Annotated in this window: 18 protein-coding genes; 9 read left to right on the forward strand and 9 right to left on the reverse strand. The window is 61.8% G+C overall.

All coding sequences use genetic code 11. The features are described 5' to 3' along the window. Window positions 1–4: 4 nt before the first annotated feature. Complete coding sequence (locus E1N52_RS37420; protein ID WP_133189443.1) at window positions 5–1,225, reverse strand: pyridoxal phosphate-dependent aminotransferase; 1,221 nt, start codon at window positions 1,223–1,225, stop codon at window positions 5–7. Next, window positions 1,222–1,881, reverse strand: coding sequence for an RraA family protein (locus E1N52_RS37425; protein ID WP_133189445.1), 660 nt, complete (start codon window positions 1,879–1,881; stop codon window positions 1,222–1,224). Before E1N52_RS37425 ends, E1N52_RS37420 begins: the two co-directional genes overlap by 4 nt. 126 nt (window positions 1,882–2,007) lie before the next feature. Between E1N52_RS37425 and E1N52_RS37430 the strand changes: the two genes are divergently transcribed. The 3 genes from E1N52_RS37430 (at window position 2,008) to E1N52_RS37440 (ending at window position 5,425) form a co-directional block, all read left to right on the forward strand. Beyond that, entirely contained in the window at window positions 2,008–2,940 is a 933-nt protein-coding gene (locus E1N52_RS37430) for a LysR substrate-binding domain-containing protein (RefSeq protein WP_133189447.1), read from the forward strand. Between the two features lie 136 nt (window positions 2,941–3,076). Beyond that, a complete protein-coding gene (locus E1N52_RS37435; protein ID WP_205965733.1) occupies window positions 3,077–5,011 on the forward strand; it encodes a putative bifunctional diguanylate cyclase/phosphodiesterase in 1,935 nt (644 codons plus the stop codon). A gap of 99 nt (window positions 5,012–5,110) precedes the next feature. After that, window positions 5,111–5,425 carry a VOC family protein gene (locus E1N52_RS37440; protein WP_133189449.1) on the forward strand — a complete coding sequence of 105 codons (315 nt, stop codon included), beginning with the start codon at window positions 5,111–5,113 and terminating at the stop codon, window positions 5,423–5,425. A 14-nt stretch (window positions 5,426–5,439) separates the two neighbouring features. On the opposite strand, the gene E1N52_RS37445 is transcribed toward E1N52_RS37440, so the two are convergent. Beyond that, a complete protein-coding gene (locus tag E1N52_RS37445; RefSeq protein WP_133189451.1) occupies window positions 5,440–5,853 on the reverse strand; it encodes a hypothetical protein in 414 nt (137 codons plus the stop codon). A gap of 307 nt (window positions 5,854–6,160) precedes the next feature. On the opposite strand from E1N52_RS37445, the gene E1N52_RS44380 reads away from it, so the two are divergent. Continuing rightward, complete coding sequence (locus E1N52_RS44380) at window positions 6,161–6,328, forward strand: hypothetical protein (protein WP_165979539.1); 168 nt, start codon at window positions 6,161–6,163, stop codon at window positions 6,326–6,328. 8 nt (window positions 6,329–6,336) lie between these two features. Here E1N52_RS44380 and E1N52_RS45620 read toward each other — a convergent pair whose 3' ends face one another. Together E1N52_RS45620 and E1N52_RS37455 are read right to left on the reverse strand one after the other, a co-directional pair. Beyond that, a complete protein-coding gene (locus E1N52_RS45620) occupies window positions 6,337–6,663 on the reverse strand; it encodes a DUF2158 domain-containing protein (RefSeq protein WP_133189453.1) in 327 nt (108 codons plus the stop codon). Window positions 6,664–6,716: 53 nt separating this feature from the next. After that, window positions 6,717–7,547, reverse strand: a complete 831-nt coding sequence (locus E1N52_RS37455) for a hypothetical protein (RefSeq protein ID WP_133189455.1) — start codon at window positions 7,545–7,547, stop codon at window positions 6,717–6,719. 204 nt (window positions 7,548–7,751) lie between these two features. Between E1N52_RS37455 and E1N52_RS37460 the strand changes: the two genes are divergently transcribed. Next, window positions 7,752–8,687 (forward strand): metallophosphoesterase family protein, encoded by a 936-nt coding sequence (locus E1N52_RS37460; RefSeq protein WP_133189457.1) that lies wholly within the window; start codon window positions 7,752–7,754, stop codon window positions 8,685–8,687. Window positions 8,688–8,722: 35 nt separating this feature from the next. Beyond that, window positions 8,723–9,070 (forward strand): cupredoxin domain-containing protein, encoded by a 348-nt coding sequence (locus tag E1N52_RS37465; protein WP_165979541.1) that lies wholly within the window; start codon window positions 8,723–8,725, stop codon window positions 9,068–9,070. Between the two features lie 78 nt (window positions 9,071–9,148). On the opposite strand, the gene E1N52_RS37470 is transcribed toward E1N52_RS37465, so the two are convergent. Both E1N52_RS37470 and E1N52_RS37475 read right to left on the reverse strand, forming a co-directional pair. Then, window positions 9,149–11,395, reverse strand: coding sequence for an alpha/beta hydrolase domain-containing protein (locus E1N52_RS37470; protein WP_246089393.1), 2,247 nt, complete (start codon window positions 11,393–11,395; stop codon window positions 9,149–9,151). Window positions 11,396–11,703: 308 nt separating this feature from the next. Further along, window positions 11,704–12,009, reverse strand: a complete 306-nt coding sequence (locus E1N52_RS37475) for a hypothetical protein (protein WP_133189459.1) — start codon at window positions 12,007–12,009, stop codon at window positions 11,704–11,706. 296 nt (window positions 12,010–12,305) lie between these two features. Here E1N52_RS37475 and E1N52_RS37480 point away from each other — a divergent pair, with 296 nt between their 5' ends. Both E1N52_RS37480 and E1N52_RS37485 read left to right on the forward strand, forming a co-directional pair. Next, a complete protein-coding gene (locus E1N52_RS37480; RefSeq protein WP_133189461.1) occupies window positions 12,306–13,766 on the forward strand; it encodes an amino acid permease in 1,461 nt (486 codons plus the stop codon). An 18-nt stretch (window positions 13,767–13,784) separates the two neighbouring features. Next, a complete protein-coding gene (locus E1N52_RS37485) occupies window positions 13,785–14,537 on the forward strand; it encodes a hypothetical protein (RefSeq protein WP_133189463.1) in 753 nt (250 codons plus the stop codon). 53 nt (window positions 14,538–14,590) lie between these two features. On the opposite strand, the gene E1N52_RS37490 is transcribed toward E1N52_RS37485, so the two are convergent. Further along, a complete protein-coding gene (locus E1N52_RS37490) occupies window positions 14,591–15,601 on the reverse strand; it encodes a glutamate cyclase domain-containing protein (protein WP_133189465.1) in 1,011 nt (336 codons plus the stop codon). Window positions 15,602–15,604: 3 nt separating this feature from the next. Further along, the gene (locus E1N52_RS37495) at window positions 15,605–16,309 is read right to left on the reverse strand and encodes a hypothetical protein (protein ID WP_133189467.1); all 705 of its coding nucleotides are present in this window, start codon (window positions 16,307–16,309) and stop codon (window positions 15,605–15,607) included. A gap of 60 nt (window positions 16,310–16,369) precedes the next feature. Here E1N52_RS37495 and E1N52_RS37500 point away from each other — a divergent pair. After that, window positions 16,370–16,575, forward strand: a 206-nt coding sequence (locus E1N52_RS37500; protein ID WP_484217453.1) for a transposase, incomplete at its 3' end; no start/stop codon positions are given.

The raw sequence follows: 16,575 nt of genomic DNA on the forward strand, positions 1-16,575 counted from the left end.
GTGGTCACTCCGCAAGCGTGTGGCAGAAATTCTGGATGGCAGCGCAAGCATGCCGCAACGACACATCGTCCAGCGCATAGGCAATACGAATATAGGGGCCCAGTCCGAACGCGCTGCCGTGCACCGTGGCGACACCGGTTTCGTCGAGCAACGCACTGGAAACTGCTTCGTCATCCTTGAGATATGTGCCGCCTCGCGTCGTCTTGCCGATCAGGTCATCGCACGAGGCAAAGGCGTAGAACGCGCCTTGCGGCGTCTCGCAGCGCATGCCCGGCGCCTTGTTCAGTTGATCGACCACGAGATCGCGCCTTTGCTGAAATACCCTGCGCGAGCGCTCGACGAAATCCTGCGGCCCGCTTAGCGCAGCCAGCGCGGCATGCTGCGAAATGGTCGATGCGCCGGACGTTTGCTGGCCCTGCAGTTTTTCCATCGCGTCGATCAGCCAGCGTGGACCGGTACAGAAGCCGATGCGCCAGCCCGTCATCGCATACGCCTTCGATACGCCGTTCATCGTCAGCACGCGCTCACGCAACCGGGCTTCGACCTGGGCAACCGTAAAAAATTCGAGGCCGTCGAAAATCAAATGCTCATAGATATCGTCGGAAAGTACGAGCACCTGCGGATGGGCGAGCAGCACTTGCGCAAGCTGCTGCAACTCAGCACGGCTGTAGACCGCACCGGTCGGATTGGATGGCGAATTCAGAATCAGCCAGCGTGTGCGCGGCGTAATCGCGGCGTGCAGCGCATCGGCGGTCAGCTTGAAGCCACTTTGTGCGCCGCACGGCACGATTACCGCGCGGGCGCCGCACAACTGCACGATCTCGGGGTAGCTCACCCAATACGGCGCGGGGACGATAACCTCGTCGCCCTCATTGAGCGTCGCGGCGAGTGCATTGAAGATCACCTGCTTTCCGCCGCTGCATACGAGCGTATCGCGCCAGTCCACGTCGAGCCGGTTTTCACGCTGAAACTTGCCGGCGATGGCTTCACGCAACGCCCGCAGCCCTGCGACTTGCGTATAGCGCGTATGGCCGGCTCGAATGGCGGCGATGCCGGCTTCGCACACGTGCTGGGGGGTGTCGAAATCCGGCTCGCCCGCGCTGAGCGAAATGACGGCCGCGCCGCTCGCGCGCCGCGCGGCCACACGGTCCATGACCTTGTACGTGGCCGAAGGCTTCGCTGCCGCGAGGAAGCGGTTCAGTGGGGGGAGTTTTGTGTCGCTCATCGAACCGCGATCGCCTCGAATTCCTTGTCGTGCATGACGTCCGCAACCGGGCGCCCTGCGCGCACGGCCGCCACCATACCGTCTTGACGGCGCGCGATCCGCTCACCGAGCGCCAGCACCGCTTCTATGTGGCCTTCGGAAACGAACACCGTGCCGCATCGATCCGCGATCACATAGTCGTTTTCGTGCACGGTGACGCCCGCCATTTGCACCGGCTCGCCCGAGTCGATCTGGACCACGCGATTGCGCGCGCTGATCATCGTGACGCCCCGGCCGTAGACCGGGTAGCCGATCGCCTCGCTGCCTTCGATATCGCGGCTCATGCCGTCGATGACGGAGCCGCGAATCCGCTTCGTCGTGGCGGCATTGGCAAGGATGTCGCCCCAGCAGGAAACGCCCTCCACGCCGCCCGCGATCACCAGCACGCGATCGTTCGTCGTGACCGCGTCGACGACGGGAGAAATAAGGTGCACGCCGGGCTCGGTATCTTGCTTCGGCCCGAGCAAGACGGTGCTGGCGCGGCCGACGATCTTCGGGCAGTCCCAAAGCGGACGCAGGCCATAAGTCGCGCCGCGCAGACCGAGAAAGTCGAGCGCATCGGAAACCGTGTTGGTGTCCAGTGATGCAAGTCGATCGAGGAAGGAAGGCGTGGTCATCACACTCGGCTCCGTTGGAAAGTGCAGTAATCCTCGCGTCGATAGTCTGATATGTAAATTTCCCATTTCGTATCTCGGTGATACGATTTCCGGAACAGCAATCGGCCACCGGAAAATACGACCACCATGAACAATACGATCGACTTCAGGCTGATACGGCAGCTATGGATGTTCCTCGCAGTCGCCGAGGAACAGCATTTCGGACGCGCAGCCCAACGCCTGAACATGTCACAGCCGCCGCTCACGGAACAGATCAAGGTGCTCGAGCAATCGCTCAAGCTGGAACTGTTCTACCGCTCCCGTCAGGGCACACAACTCAGCCCGGCCGGCGCCGCGATACTGCCGGCCGTTCGGCAATTCGCCGGGCAGGTCGAACGGCTGGAGCGCGTCGTGCGCGAAGTCGCCGCCGGTCAGTCGGGTGTGTTGCACGTCGGGGCCATCACCTCCGCAATGCTCGAAACGGTGCCACCCGTGCTGGATGCGCTCAAACGCGCTCACCCGCAACTGACCGTGCTCGTCAAGGAAATCGATAGCGTCGACGCCATTCACATGCTCGAAGCCGGCGAACTCGATCTCGCGTTCGTGCGCATCGACGGCGAGGTGGGAAGCGGCATCGCCACGATGCCGCTGGCCGAGGACCGGCTGGCTGTGGCGCTGCCGAAGGACCATCCCCTGGCCGCCCTGCCCCGCGTGCGGCTGCAAGCGCTCGCCGGCGAGCAACTGGTGATGTCGTCACGACAGGTCAGCCCGGTTTATTTCGATTTCCTGACTTCCGTTTGCCGCTCGCACGGCCTGACGCCGCACGTCACGCACGAAGTGCGCACGGTCACTTCGCAAATTGCCTATGTCGGCTGCGGCCAGGGCGTGGCGCTCGTCCCGTCGTCGATGCGCAGGCTCGCGCCCGGTAATGTGGTCGTACGGCCGTTGAAAGAAAAAATTTCGGTGGTCACGGCGGCACTGCTTTGGAACACGCATCGTCACCACCCGATGGTCGATGAAGTCGTCGCATCGTTGAAGAAACGAAAGGCGCGAACACCGACAGACACGTTGAAAGCCTGATGAAAAATAGGGACCGCGACGACGACAATAATGAAAAGCGCGCGGTTTCCTCCAGAAATAATGCGAGCGGTCGTAAACGAAGCTATTCCATTTCATTCCCGGCAGTTGCGACGGGACGGCATCGACTCGCAAGACAATGTTCAATGTTGTGGCCCAGTATTGGGGAACGATTCGGCGCACTTTCATCGCCGGAAACAGCACGGCACTGAAGCTGGCGCAGTTGCGCGTGATGATCTATCAGTTACCCATGATGTATGGGCTGCTGGTCGTCAACACGTGGGGCATGGTGCTGCCCCACGAGAACGAGATTCCTGCCTGGCAAGGCGTGATCTGTCCGCTCGTGCTCACGGCATTTTGCTCCGTACGCGTGCTCTCCTGGTTGCGGCTCTCCAGGATCCATGTCAGCGCGGAAGATGCGGCCACGATCCTGCGCAATTCCGGCAGGCTCGCCTGGGTCTTCTCCATCTCGTTCACGGCATGGTCGCTCTCCCTGCTGCCTCATGGCGGCGCGGCGTTCAAGCTTCATGTCGCCTTTTACATGGCCATTACGGTCATCGGCGTCATCTTCTGCCTGATGAACGTCGTCAAGGCAGCGTTCACCGTCACGGCCATCGTCAACGGCGCGCTCGTCATCACGTTCCTGAGTTCGGGAAACGGCGTATTCCAGGCGATCGCAATCGATACGTCACTGGTTTCGCTGGCGATGCTGGTCGTTGCATTCACGCAATTCAAGAATTTTTCGGATCTCGTGGCAACGCAACGCGAAAACAAGCGCCTCGCGAATGTCGACAGCCTCACGAATCTCCCCAACCGGCGGGCCTTTTTCGCCTCGCTCGACAAGCATTTCGATGCCGCCATGGCATCGGGCGGCCAGCTCGCGGTGGGCCTCATCGATCTCGACGGTTTCAAGTCCGTCAACGATATTCACGGCCACTCGCTGGGAGACCACGTGCTGGCCGAAGTCGCGTCGCGCTTCGCCAAAGCGGCGCGCGGCACGATAACCCTCGCGAGGCTGGGCGGCGACGAATTCGGCGTCATTGTCACGGACGACTGCACGGACGCCGGCCTCTCGGAACTCGGTCGCACCATCTGCGATGTGTTTCATTGTCCCGTCCTTGTTGGCGAAATTTCCGTTCGGCTCGGGGCGACGATCGGTTTCTCCACCTATCCGCACATTTCGCGCAACAAGGCGGATCTGTTCGAAACAGCGGATTACGCGCTTTACGAAGGCAAGCGCCGTTCGCGCGGCTCGGTGACCATCTTTTCGGAAACGCACCGCAACGCCATCATTCGCGAGTCGCAGATTGCCCAGGCGCTGCGCTCCCCCGATCTCGCCAGCGAGCTTTACCTCGCTTTCCAGCCGATCTACTCGCTCGACCGCCAGCGCACCGTCGGTTTCGAAGCCCTGGCGCGCTGGCGCAGTGCGTTGCTTGGCACGGTCCCACCCGGCGAATTCATTCCTGCCGCAGAGCGCAACGGGGTCATCAACGGCTTGACCCTCGCGCTGTTTGCCAAGGCCCTGGCCTGCGCGAAGCAATGGCCAGCGCATATCGGCTTGTCCTTCAACCTCTCCGCGCACGATTTCGCCAGCGAGTCCGCGGTGAAAGAGTTGGCGCAGTGCATTGTCAGCAGCGGCATCGACCCGGCCCGGCTCGACTTCGAGATCACCGAAACCGCGATGGCCAAGGACTTCGAGCAGGTCGAGAAAGCGGCCAAGGTACTGCGTGCGCTCGGCTGCGGTTTGTCAGTCGACGATTTCGGCACCGGCTATTCGAGCCTCTCTTACCTGTGCAAGCTTCCACTCACGAGTCTGAAGATCGACAGGATGTTCGTGAGCGGTCTCAAGGAGCGCACGACGGCATTCACCGTGGTTCGGACGCTGCTCAATCTCAGCCGGCAGATGTCACTCGACTGCATCGTCGAAGGGGTGGAAACGGCGGCCGAACTGCAAACGGTCGCGGCGCTCGGGGCGACACTCATTCAGGGCTACTATTGTTCCCGCCCGATGGAGGCGTCGGCAGTGGCGGCTTATCTGGAGCGCGAGAATGAGGGCGAAGCGGTGCCTCAGTGAGCGAAGGGCTGACGAGTAGTCCGCATACCAGAATGGCTGCTGAACTGGTTATGCGGCTGCGCCCGGCCTACGATGTGCCGAACTATCACGGAGCCCATCATGAAGCGCTTTCACATCGCACTGGCCGTTTCGGACCTCGAAGCGTCGATCGCAGACTATAGCCAGCGGCTCGGACAGCCACCGTCAGCCGTCGTGCCAGGCCAGTACGCGATGTGGCGCACCGACCTCCTCAACTTTTCGATCAACGAGAAGCCGGCGCAAGCGGGAATGCTGCGCCATGTCGGATTCGAAGACGACGCGGCAACCGGCTATTCGAGCAGTGTCGATGTGAACGGCCTCGAATGGGAGTTGTTTTCGGCAGCCGAGCAAGACGAGCGCATCGTCAATGCTTACGGGGTGCCAGTCAAGTCATGACGAGTGCGCATCGCTCAGCCGGTTAAAGCGCCCAGGCAGCGGCCACACGAACGCGCCTGGCCCAGCCGCAGGCGCCCGGCGCTCACGGTCACCTCATTGCCGCAATCGCACCGGCAAACCCACATGCCGTCGCCCGCATAGCGATCCGTCGTGAGCTGGCCGAACACCTCGCCGCCCTTCAGCGCAGGCGAGCCCGGCCGCGAGCGCCACACGCGGCGCTGCTCACGGCAACCGCAATCGCGCGTTTGGCCGCCCTCCACGGCAGCCAGCGCGACCGTGACGTGGGCGCCGCACCGGCACCGCCAGAGCCACACGCCGGCGCCGCGATATTGCAGCGCGACGAGATCGCCGAAGGCGCGTCCGGAAACGTCGCGATACGGCGGAAAGGGCCATTCAGGCGGCAAGGGGGGACGAATACGCTGGTTCACGACAGGTAGATGGGATTCGGCGTCCTGGTCTCAAGGGTATCCGGCCGTCTTCGCTATGCGGGCGCGCGGCCCGGCAAAGAGGGGCGGATCATCCCGCACGGTCGGCGGGTCGCCGACTCGTTACGGGTTATCTGAGTATTTTGGCATCTCACGTCACGAATGATAAATCGTGAACGTCCAGGCAGTTGGGGTGGACGCTGGTGGACCCGGCCAGGTTGGACCCGGCCAGGCCCGGACTATGCGCCTCATCAGCGTCAACGCAGACAGACAGACATCCGGCCTGATCTGATGAGCCAGGAGCAAAGTGATGCTTACCTTACCGATCTTTCTAATAGCTTTCTTCGCGATCATCGTGGCGATGCACCGCGGCGTGACCCGGAAGGCAGACACGAAACTCCGCGAGCAATTCGACGCGCAAGGCAGAGGCGCAGAGGTGTCGCGCGAGTTGATGCGCAATTCGGGCTATAGCGTCTGAGTTTCTGACTACGCCGAAGCGAACTGAACCGCATCGGTACTGAATACGGCCCGAACCAGTTTCGTCGACCCGGGCGACTCGAACCACGCACAGGAAAGCTGCGGACCGAATGCCGTCGGGACGACCTGGTTCACCGTCATCAACGGGCCGCCTGAACACAGGCGCACCGTCCTGCCTTTGAATCGCGCAGCGACCGAACTCAATGTTTCGGAACGCAAATCCCTGTGGATCGCACAAACTGCGGACATGTTTCCTCCCGGATTCCCGCGGCTCGCTGACGAAGCGCCCCCGCTTTCGACAACGTCTGGAACCCGTATATTCGCCCGTGTCCGCATGCGCCGAATATAAAGTTTTCGCCTTCATATCGGAACAAATTCGACATCGAACGTCATTCCTGGACATCCCGTTCGCACGATGCACTGCGGGCCAGCAAAGGGGCATCCGCCGAATCTCTCCGCAGCCTTCGGCGCTCCAGCGCGTTGCGCAACTGGCCCAGGAACAGCGTGCTGACAATCAGGGCGAGATAGAGCGTGACGAGATCGTGACGTGCGCCGTTGAGGGCGGACTGATGGACGACCAGTGCGGCATCGACAGGCGGAAGCACGCGACCCGCCCCCCCGACGGCTCGCATCATGTGGATGAAGCCCGCTGCGGAAAGCAGCGGCAACAACACGACGAAGATCAGCAGCGCCAGCCGCATGCGACGCGCCCACGCATAGTGTCGCAACCGGAACCACAGCCCGAGGCATCCGTGTATCCAGCCGGGCGCCAGCAGCGCGAGTTGCAGGCCCTGCGTGCCGCTCGTGAGCAGCACGACGATGACGCGCTCGTAGGTGGGTTCGAAACCATAGAGCGAGGACGCAAGCCGGGTCGTCACTGCGTGGCGGATCAGCAGAAGCGGCAGACTGAGCCCTGCCCACAGACGGAGCCATTCCGCGGGCGGCAACGCCCAGTGGCGCCGCCCGTAAATCGTGTTCAACGCCAGCACGAAATGCACCGATGCGGCGCCATACAGCGCGATCGTTCCAGGCGTGCTGCGCCAAAGCCGCAGCGCGAGTACGAGACCGCGCCCGGCAAGCTCGAGCGACCAGACGCCGAGCGCGTGATTGACCAGATGCAGAAAGAGATAAGTCAGCATCACGAGGCCCGACACGAGTTGAAGCCGGCGCAGAAAGAAGTGCACGTTGTCTCTCACTGCGCTGGCGCTGCGACGGGTCATGCCGACGATGTCCATTCCTGGTTCCGCCATTTCGTGTGTCACGCCTGCCATACCGTGAACCCACGCCAGTTATTCCCGCGCTCGACTCACGAAAAAATTCGGGAATAAAACTTCAGCGCTCGCGGTATTGCACGTGAAGCCCGCCCTGGAGGCGCTCCGTACTGCGCCGGCGGTCGACTTCCTAAAACCAGTCGAGAGGACATCATGTCGTCAGATCTTCCTTCCCAACCGTCACGCCGCAACGCCCTGAAATGCCTCGCCTTTGGTGGCGCCGGCACCGTGTTCGTTCTGGCCGGGGGCGTCCTCACGCCCGTGGAGCTGGCACTGGCGGCGAGCAGCAAAGAAAACGCCGGCGTTCCGCTCTTTTTGCAGATCAGCGACTCGCATATTGGCTTCAACAAGGAAGCCAATCCCGACGTCGCGGGCACGCTCAAACAGACGATTGACTATGTCAACGCCATGCCGGTCAAACCCGCTCTGGCGATTCACACGGGCGATATCACCCATCTCTCCAAACCTGAGGAATTCGATCTGGCGGCGCAATTGCTCTCCGGTCTCAGCATTACGGAGTTGCACACCACGCCCGGCGAACACGATGTGACGGATGGACCGCAGGGCGAATACTTCAAGCGTTTCGGCAAGGCATCGGACAACCGCGGCTACTACAGCTTCGACCACAATGGCGTGCACTTCATCGCGCTCGTCAACGTCATGCATTTCAAGCCAAACGGGCTGGGTAACCTGGGCGAGGACCAACTCGCCTGGCTCGAAAACGACTTGAAGGGCCGCACGTCGAGCACGCCGATCGTGGTGTTTACGCACATGCCAATGTGGACGATCTACGAACCATGGGGCTGGGGTACTGGCGATGCGGGCCAGGCAATGGATTACCTAAAGCGCTTCGGCTCGGTGACCGTGCTCAACGGCCATATTCATCAGATCGTTTCCAAGGTGGAGGGCAATATCACGTTCCACACGGCGCGCTCGACCGCCTATCCGCAACCGACGGCCGGCGATGGACCCGGACCCGGGCCGCTCAAGGTGGCAAGCGATCAGCTACCGAAGATGCTTGGCGTAACCAGTATCCGGATCACGCGCCACCCCCTCGCGGCGACGCTTTCCGACACGTCCCTCGCCTGACCTTGCGTCTCGCTCACTGAACAAGGATCCGAGCCATGCTCTCCATTCACTTTCGTCGCGCGTTCGCCCTCTTCTACGGGATCGGGATGCTCATGGCGGGGGCCTCCCTTGGCGTGCCTGCCGCGCAGGCGCAGGAGCCCAATGAGATCGACATCAAGAATTTCATGTTTTCGCCGATGGCGCTCACCGTGAAAGCGGGCACCACGGTCACCTGGAAAAATATGGATGGCGAACCGCATACGGTCGTCAACGATGCAGGCGTATTTCACTCCGCCGCGCTCGACCAGAACGACACGTACCAGTTCAAGTTCGACAAGCCGGGGGTATATAAAGTGTTTTGCGGCATCCACCCGTATATGAAGGCGACCATTACGGTGCAGTAGAAACCCAGGCACTGATACGGAGCGTCGTCGCGCGCGTGTGCAACTCACTTGCACTGCGCGACGACGCCTGGTCGCGGCTCAAGGATTCGGCAGCAGGGTCGGAGAAATCTGCGCCGCATTGCTGATGAAGACGTTCGTCGCATCGTCCTGCAGCAAGTAGCCTTGTTTGACGAGTGCGTTCGCCGCCTTCGCAACCGCCGCCTGATAGCGCGAGCGGCTGCCGCCATAGAGCGTGTTCAGCGTGGTGCGGCTATCGAAGCCTCCCGACTGCGCGGACGCGCTCACCGCGAAGGGAATCGCCGCGCCGTTGGAGATGCAGCCTTCGCCGATCGCATGGCCCGCACCGCGATAGTTCCACCCGGTGTAGGTCGCGAGCGGCACGCTCACGTCCGGCACGAGCACGCCCGTGGTTTCGTTGCCGTTAGCGTCGACCTTGGGCACAAGTATCGTGTAGGGCTGCGCAGTGTTCACAACTGGCACGGCCTTGCTGTAGTCGGTCACGAAGACCTGATTGTATTCGCCGTTGAAGGTGAGACTGAGCGCTGTCGGCGTTGCGGCAGGACCGCTCGGCACGGTCACGCTCTCGAGGTTAGGAAAGCCTGTCGCCGCTTGCGTCGGCGCGACCAGATTGCCCGATGCCACGGTCGGATATTGCGAGGCGGGCGGCTCCGTGCCCTTGCCGGCCCACGCGACGAGCGCGGGAATCAACGCGCGCTCGACGGGCGCTTCCTCCACGGGCGAGCCCGGCAACTGACACAGACTGCCTATGGCCGGCACCGTGAAGTTACCCGTGGTCACGCCGCTGCCACCGCCGTGCTGCGTGCCAGGCACGAGGTAGTAGCGCACGTTCGGCGGCAAATGGACGTCATTGCCCCGTCCGTCCGTGACGACCAGCGACGCGGCCCCGCCCCACCATTCAAACGCACCGTCGAGTTGCATGATCTTCGGACACGTACCGGAGGCCTCGCAACGCTTCAGCAGTCCATCGGTTGCACCGCTGACCGGATCGGTGGTGACCGCGTAGGTAAAGGGGAACTGGAAACCCGGCATGAAGTGATCCTCATGCTGTTTCGACCACCGTCCCGGCTGTGCGAACGCAGCGTTGGTCCACGTGCGGCGTGCAGCGGAAATGATCGGGAATAGTCCGTCGAAGACGATCCTTCCGCGCTTGTCCTCGTTGAATCCCTGATAGAGGAAGTCCTTGATGAAGCGGCCCGACTGCGAAATGCCTTCGCCGATCGCGACGTCGAAGTTCTCATCTCTGGAGCATCGCGACGCTGCACAGGCCGCATCCTTCAGATCGTTGAGCGGATTCTGTACGCCTCGCGCATCGGACCTGTCGTAGCGCAGCCATGAAACGAGATCGCGCAACGCCGCAAAGCCGATACCGTCAATGGTCGGCGCCGCGGCCTTATAGACGAAGCTGTAAATCGTCCCGGCATCGGGCGCGACGGTCCTGCCGTTGGGACCCGGCACCGACGCGGGCGGCGTGAACTTGACCGAATAGTTGCCTTCATAGACATTGTTCGGCGTACTGATATAGCTCCACGAAGTCACCTTCGTTGACGGCGCGGTATAGGTTTGCACGCCGCCCGGAATGCTGCCGTATGCCGACAGCCACGATTGCCGTGCGGTGAAGGTAACGCTGCCCGTGTCGTTGAGATTGGCGGGCGGGTACGTGAGGGGAATCGTCGTCGGATCGCCTCCCGCGTAGTCGGGAATGAACTCTTCGCGCGACAGCGCCGTCACCGGCGACCCGTCCTTGTTGGTCGCCACAGGGAATTTCGTGCCGACCAGACCCGTGCCGGCCAGCGTGCTCGTGCCGTTGAGCGGAATGTCGCCTTGCCAGCCGCTCCAGAGAATCGTATAGCCATGGCGCAGCAACGATGGGAACGTGGACGGCGGCGGTGCGCCGGTATCGAGCGCGCCGCCACCGATGAACGACCCATCGGCGAGCTTGTTGCCGCGATTCACAACGTCGTAGAAGAGCACACGCGTAGCGTTCGCCGCGCTCTGCGGACGCAGGATCACGACATCGGTCCAATAGTCGACGTAGCCATCGACTCCGATAGGTGCGTTCCTGATATTGACGATGCCCGCGTTGAGCGGGGAGCGCGGGTCGAGAGCGCCATGCACGACGGCGGTGATGACCTCATATGGCCCAGGCGCACCCGCGGGCGTCGCACCGCCAAACGCCGGTGCGGAAGAAATGATCTGAAAGCTCTTGATGAAACCCGCGCCCCGTTGGCCAGCTTGAGGGCCGTGCGGATCGCCGTGTGCGATGCCGCCGACGAACATTCCACTCGCACCGAAAATCAGTAGCATTCCTATATTTCGAGTCTTCATCATAGAATCTCCTAACCGTGGCGAACGTGGCAGAAGCGGAGCCTCGCGCTGCGTCCTTTGAAGAACGGCGAGCCCGAGAGATGCAAGGCTTTCACGCGGATTGGTCAGCATCGCGCAACGCATGCTGGACCGACACACGGAAGTAGGCGTGGCTGAAGTCGGATGTTTACAATTGGCCGAAATAGTTCGTTAAATTTTGTGCGGCCTTGTGTATTTATAATTCGCGCAAACACGATTCCAACTGTCGTTTACGCGTACGCTGCACCCGCTTGCGCGGGCTTCGCAAGTCAGCGTTTCGTGATGTCGTCGCCGGGCGAGTCCTTGTGGACGACCTCGACGTCGACGGTCCGTCCGTCATCGTCGAACTCGCGCGCTTGCCGGCGCAACGCGCGGATCCTCCACCAGAGATAGCCGGCAACAATTACCCCCACTGCGAACAGCACGGCAAGCAGCACCACCGACAGCATCGCTGCCGCCACCAGCACGATTGTGCTCACGACGACGGCAGACAGCCGGCCGAACCATCCATATTCGCCGATCCGGATCCCTTTCTCGAATGTCGCGCGCCGCGGCGACGGTTTCTCGTTGCCCATCCCTCTTCTCCCTGCCGCCGTCCAGCTGAACCGCTCGCGCGAGCATGGACTTGCCTGTGGACGGCGAACCATCAATTACGCCGACGAATCCCGCGATATGCGTGGCGCATTTGCAGGATCAACATCTTGCTGGCAAACGTGAAGCGTTCCGAAACATCTCCGCCTACGCATGCCGATCGTCGTCGCTCGGTTAACTCAAACTTACCCTTTGCCAACTCGCGCCTGTGTCTATTCTAAAGAAGTAAGGCAAGCCGAATCGAGTCGTTTCCAGTCACAGACGAATGGGACAACCTATCATGGCTGACACGAGCTACACGGCACGCAAGTCCGTCGCCGACATAGTGGGAAGCGCCGAAGCCGAAGGCGTTCGAACTCTGTCGAAGACCCTGGGGGCGCCCAGCATCACGGCGATGGGCATCGGCGCCATTATCGGCGCGGGTATTTTCGTCCTCACTGGCACGGCGGCGGCACAATTTGCCGGACCGGGCATCATCCTGTCGTTCGTGCTGGGCGGAATTGCGTGTGCGTTTGTCGGCCTTTGCTACTCGGAACTGGCCGCCATGCTCCCCGTATGCGGCAGCACTTACACGTATACGTATGCGACGCTCGGCGAAGTGTTTGCCTGGATCATCGGCTGGGACCTGATTCTCGAGTACGCCATGGGCGCCGCGACGGTCGCAGTCGGTTGGTCAGGGTATATCGTCAGCCTGTTGCGTAACGTCGGGATCAACATTCCGCCCACGCTCGCTGCCGCACCCGGCACAACAGTCCAGCTGGCTGACGGCACGACTGCCACCGGCACGATCAATCTGCCCGCCGTGCTGATCATCGCTATTCTCACGACGATGCTGGTGCTCGGCACGCGAGAGTCGGCGCGCGTGAACAACGTGATGGTCGTCATCAAGCTGGCGGTCGTGGCGGCCTTCATCGCCATCGGCGCGTTCTTCGTGCATCCCGCCAACTGGCATCCATTCGTGCCCCCCAACACCGGCGCGTTCGGCAGCTTCGGGGCGAGCGGCATTCTGCGTGGCTCAGCAGTCGTGTTCTTTGCCTTCATCGGCTTCGATGCAGTATCGACCGCCGCTCAGGAGGCGAAACGGCCACAGCGCGACATGCCCATCGGGATCCTCGGATCGCTCATTATCTGCACGGTGCTCTATATCCTGGTGGCCGCCGTGCTCACCGGACTCGTTCCGTACGCACAACTGAACGTTCCCGACCCGATCGCCAAGGGCGTCGACGCCATTGGTTTCACCTGGTTCTCCGTAATCATCAAGATCGGCGCGCTCACCGGGCTGACCACCGTGATACTCGTGCTGCTCTATGGGCAGAGCCGCATCTTCTACACGATGTCGGAGGACAGGCTGCTTCCCCATCTGTTCTCCACCGTCCATCCGCGCCTGCACACGCCGCATCGAAGCCAGATCATGATCGGCACGGTCGTCGCCATCGTGGCGGCCCTCACGCCGATCGGCGTACTAGGCGAGATGGTCAGCATCGGGACGCTGTTTGCGTTCGTGCTCGTGTGCGGCGCAGTCATGTACCTGCGGCGCAGCGACTCCGACGCGAGCCGCCCATTCCGCGCGCCGGGCGTGCCGATTGTCCCCATTCTCGGCATCGCGTTTTGCGTATTGCTGATGGCGGGGCTGCCGTTCATCACCTGGGTACGGCTGATCGTCTGGCTGTTGATCGGCATGCTGATCTACATGTCTTATGGCCGGCATCATTCGCGACTGCGTCATCCGGAGCGTGAATGAAGGAAACGGCGGGCAACCATGGACGCTCACCACGCACGTTTCGTTCGCCCGGCGCTGGCTGGAATTTGCCTGGCTTCCCTCGCGACGCTTGCCGCTTGCGGCGGAAACTCATGTATCGGCCTCAACGGCTGCGGCGGCACCACCGTGACACCAAACGTCACCATCTCCGGCACGGCCGCCACCGGCACCGCGATCGCCAGCGCGACGGTCAACTTCAGCTGTGCCCAGGGCTCGGGGTCCACCCTGTCCGACGGCGGTGGACACTACACGATCACGTTCGACGCCACGCCTCCTTGCATCCTCACCGCAAGCTCCGGCGGCATGAGCCTGCATTCGCTGGCATTTGCCGGCGGCACATTCAATACGACGCCCGAAACTGAGTTGATGCTCGTCTACCTTGCTTCACAACTCGGCACGAGCGAGAGTGGTTTGATAGCCGGCTTCCCGACCAACTCGCAGTACCAGCAGGTACTGGGAAACGCGGCTGATGTGCAGGCTGCGCAATCGGCGGTCGTCACGAATCTGCAGCAGCACTATGCGGTCACGCTAACGGCACCGGCATTTCTAACGACGTCCTTTACGGTAGGTCAGGCAGGCGTCGACAGCGATCTGGGCACGCTAGCGGCAGCAGGAGCGATCGACGCCAATGGCATGCCCGATCCTGCGGCCGTCTCGCTGCTGTCCGCCGCTGGCGCTGCGCATCCGCTTACCGGGACGTCTGCACCTTCCTCAGGGACTGGTGGTACTGGTTCTGGGAGCGGGACGATGTGACGTGGACTTAACCGCCAGAACATCGAGTGGGCAGCCCGTCACACCCGCTAAACTCACTTGAACGCGGGTGAAATAATCGTCGAAATGAGTTGCGCAACTGCGAGGTGCGTTGCCTCCGGGATACCGTCGACATTGCCGTCGACCACATTCGCCACGGAATTGATGAGACCGATGTCGACGCCTCGCCGCAACAACGCGGCTTCCATCAATGGCGTATGTGCAAGCGACGCCTTCCTGCATCGCGCTGCGTAAGCCCCCGCGATTGCGTAACAACCCCAGTTCGAACATGCGGCAGTGACAAGTACGTCAGTTCCCGTGACTGCGCCAATGCCAGCGCTGCCATCGGGCCGCTTGTCGCCGAACTTCACGTAGCCCTTGACCGCTTCAGCGACGACGCCCATACCGATTTCGTTGCCGCCATCACCAACCGCAACGGTCGGGACTTTCCGCTCGATGCACTCGTCGAACAGATAGTCGATGCGTGCGCGGCCCATGCCATAGTCGATGCCTCGCATGCTGCAGTAGATGCCATCGACATTACGGCCAACACGCTCAGTCGAAAAGAACAGCCCAGGCTTGTACTTCTCGATGAGCGCAGGCGAAACTGCTTTCGCCTGCGCGTCATCGATCGGGAAGGCTTCGACACAAACGACAGCGAGACTTCCGTCATCGCGTGCAATCTTTGCCTGTTCGTACGGCAGGACGGTCAATCCCGCAGTGGTGAGAATCGCCGCGGTGGTTTCAATCAGCGTCTCCTCCACGAAGGTGATGCACAGCGCGTTCTTAGAAAGCGCCAAAGCACGAACGACCGCGGCAAGGCCGGCAGGACCGTCGTTCTCCCCAATGGAAGGCGAAATCCATGCACGGGACACGGAGCCAGTCGTGACAAATACGTTAGCCTTCTCCGGGATGCCCAAGAGAGCATCTGCGGCAGCACCGACGAGAGAACTACCCTGGTGCTCACGCGCCGCACGGTACAGGTGCTCCACGCCGCGTCCGCCGAGGTCTAGAGAGACCAGCGCGTCGAGCCGGTCGTCGATCTGACTGAATTCTTTATTTGCCATTTTTCACTTACCGAGAATCAGTTGCGCGATTGCATCGCGGTCGTGAATTACCGCCGCGACCTTGTCGAGTGCCCGCATCACTGCGGAAACGACAGCATCGAATCCGCCCGTCCGTCCGAGAGCGTCCAGCGTCGGCTTGAGGCGCAACGAAACGCGAGCACCCGGTTGACCATGCGTATTGACAGTGAGGATGCCGTGGTCTTCCAGGAGGACCATGCCGAGTGCCGAGGTCGCCTCACAGGGGACGACGGCAGGCTGCTCGCTCTCGCGTCCAGCAATCTTGAGGAGGACCCGAAGCACAGCATCTTCTTCGACCATCGGCCCAAGGTCGCTGCGCTGCACGAGGTCGGCGCCCATCTTCTGGGCGAGCGCGTCAGCCAGCTTCTGGCCTGCAGCGGACTCCTGACGCAGGTCTTCCGGCTGATACTTCTGCAAGGAGCGCAGTACCGCAGCAGTGATGGGGGCACGCGCTTCCATTCCGAATTCCGCGCCCTTTGCGGCAGCAGCGGTGACGAGTTCCGCACGGCCGACGAGCACGCCCGCTCGCGGCCCGGACAATCCCGCCTTGTCGCAATTCGTCACGGCTATGTCCGCGCCGAGTTGCAGACTCAAGCGGCCATCGTGGAGTACCGTGCGCAGACGCGCACCATAGGCTTCGTCGAGGAAGACCTTCGCGCCTAGCAGGCCGCTGAAATACCGCTTAAACACGTCATCGCGCAGAGCTCGTGAGGCGTTGATAGATGGACCACTACTTGTCCCCTGGAGATCATGCGCGGCGCCGACACATTCACCGAGAGTCTGTTTTCCATGCGCAAGCTGGACGACTTCGTCCCCAAGTCGCATCCGTTGCGTTCGATCCGCGTGATGGCGAATGAAGCGCTGGCGAAGATGGATCGACAGTTCGCCCAGATGTACGAAGCGGACATAAAGGGCGGGCGGCCGAGCATCGCGCCAGAGAAGTTGCTGCGAGCCAT

Origin of the sequence: Paraburkholderia guartelaensis, from assembly GCF_004353905.1 — a bacterium.
Lineage (GTDB): Bacteria > Pseudomonadota > Gammaproteobacteria > Burkholderiales > Burkholderiaceae > Paraburkholderia > Paraburkholderia guartelaensis.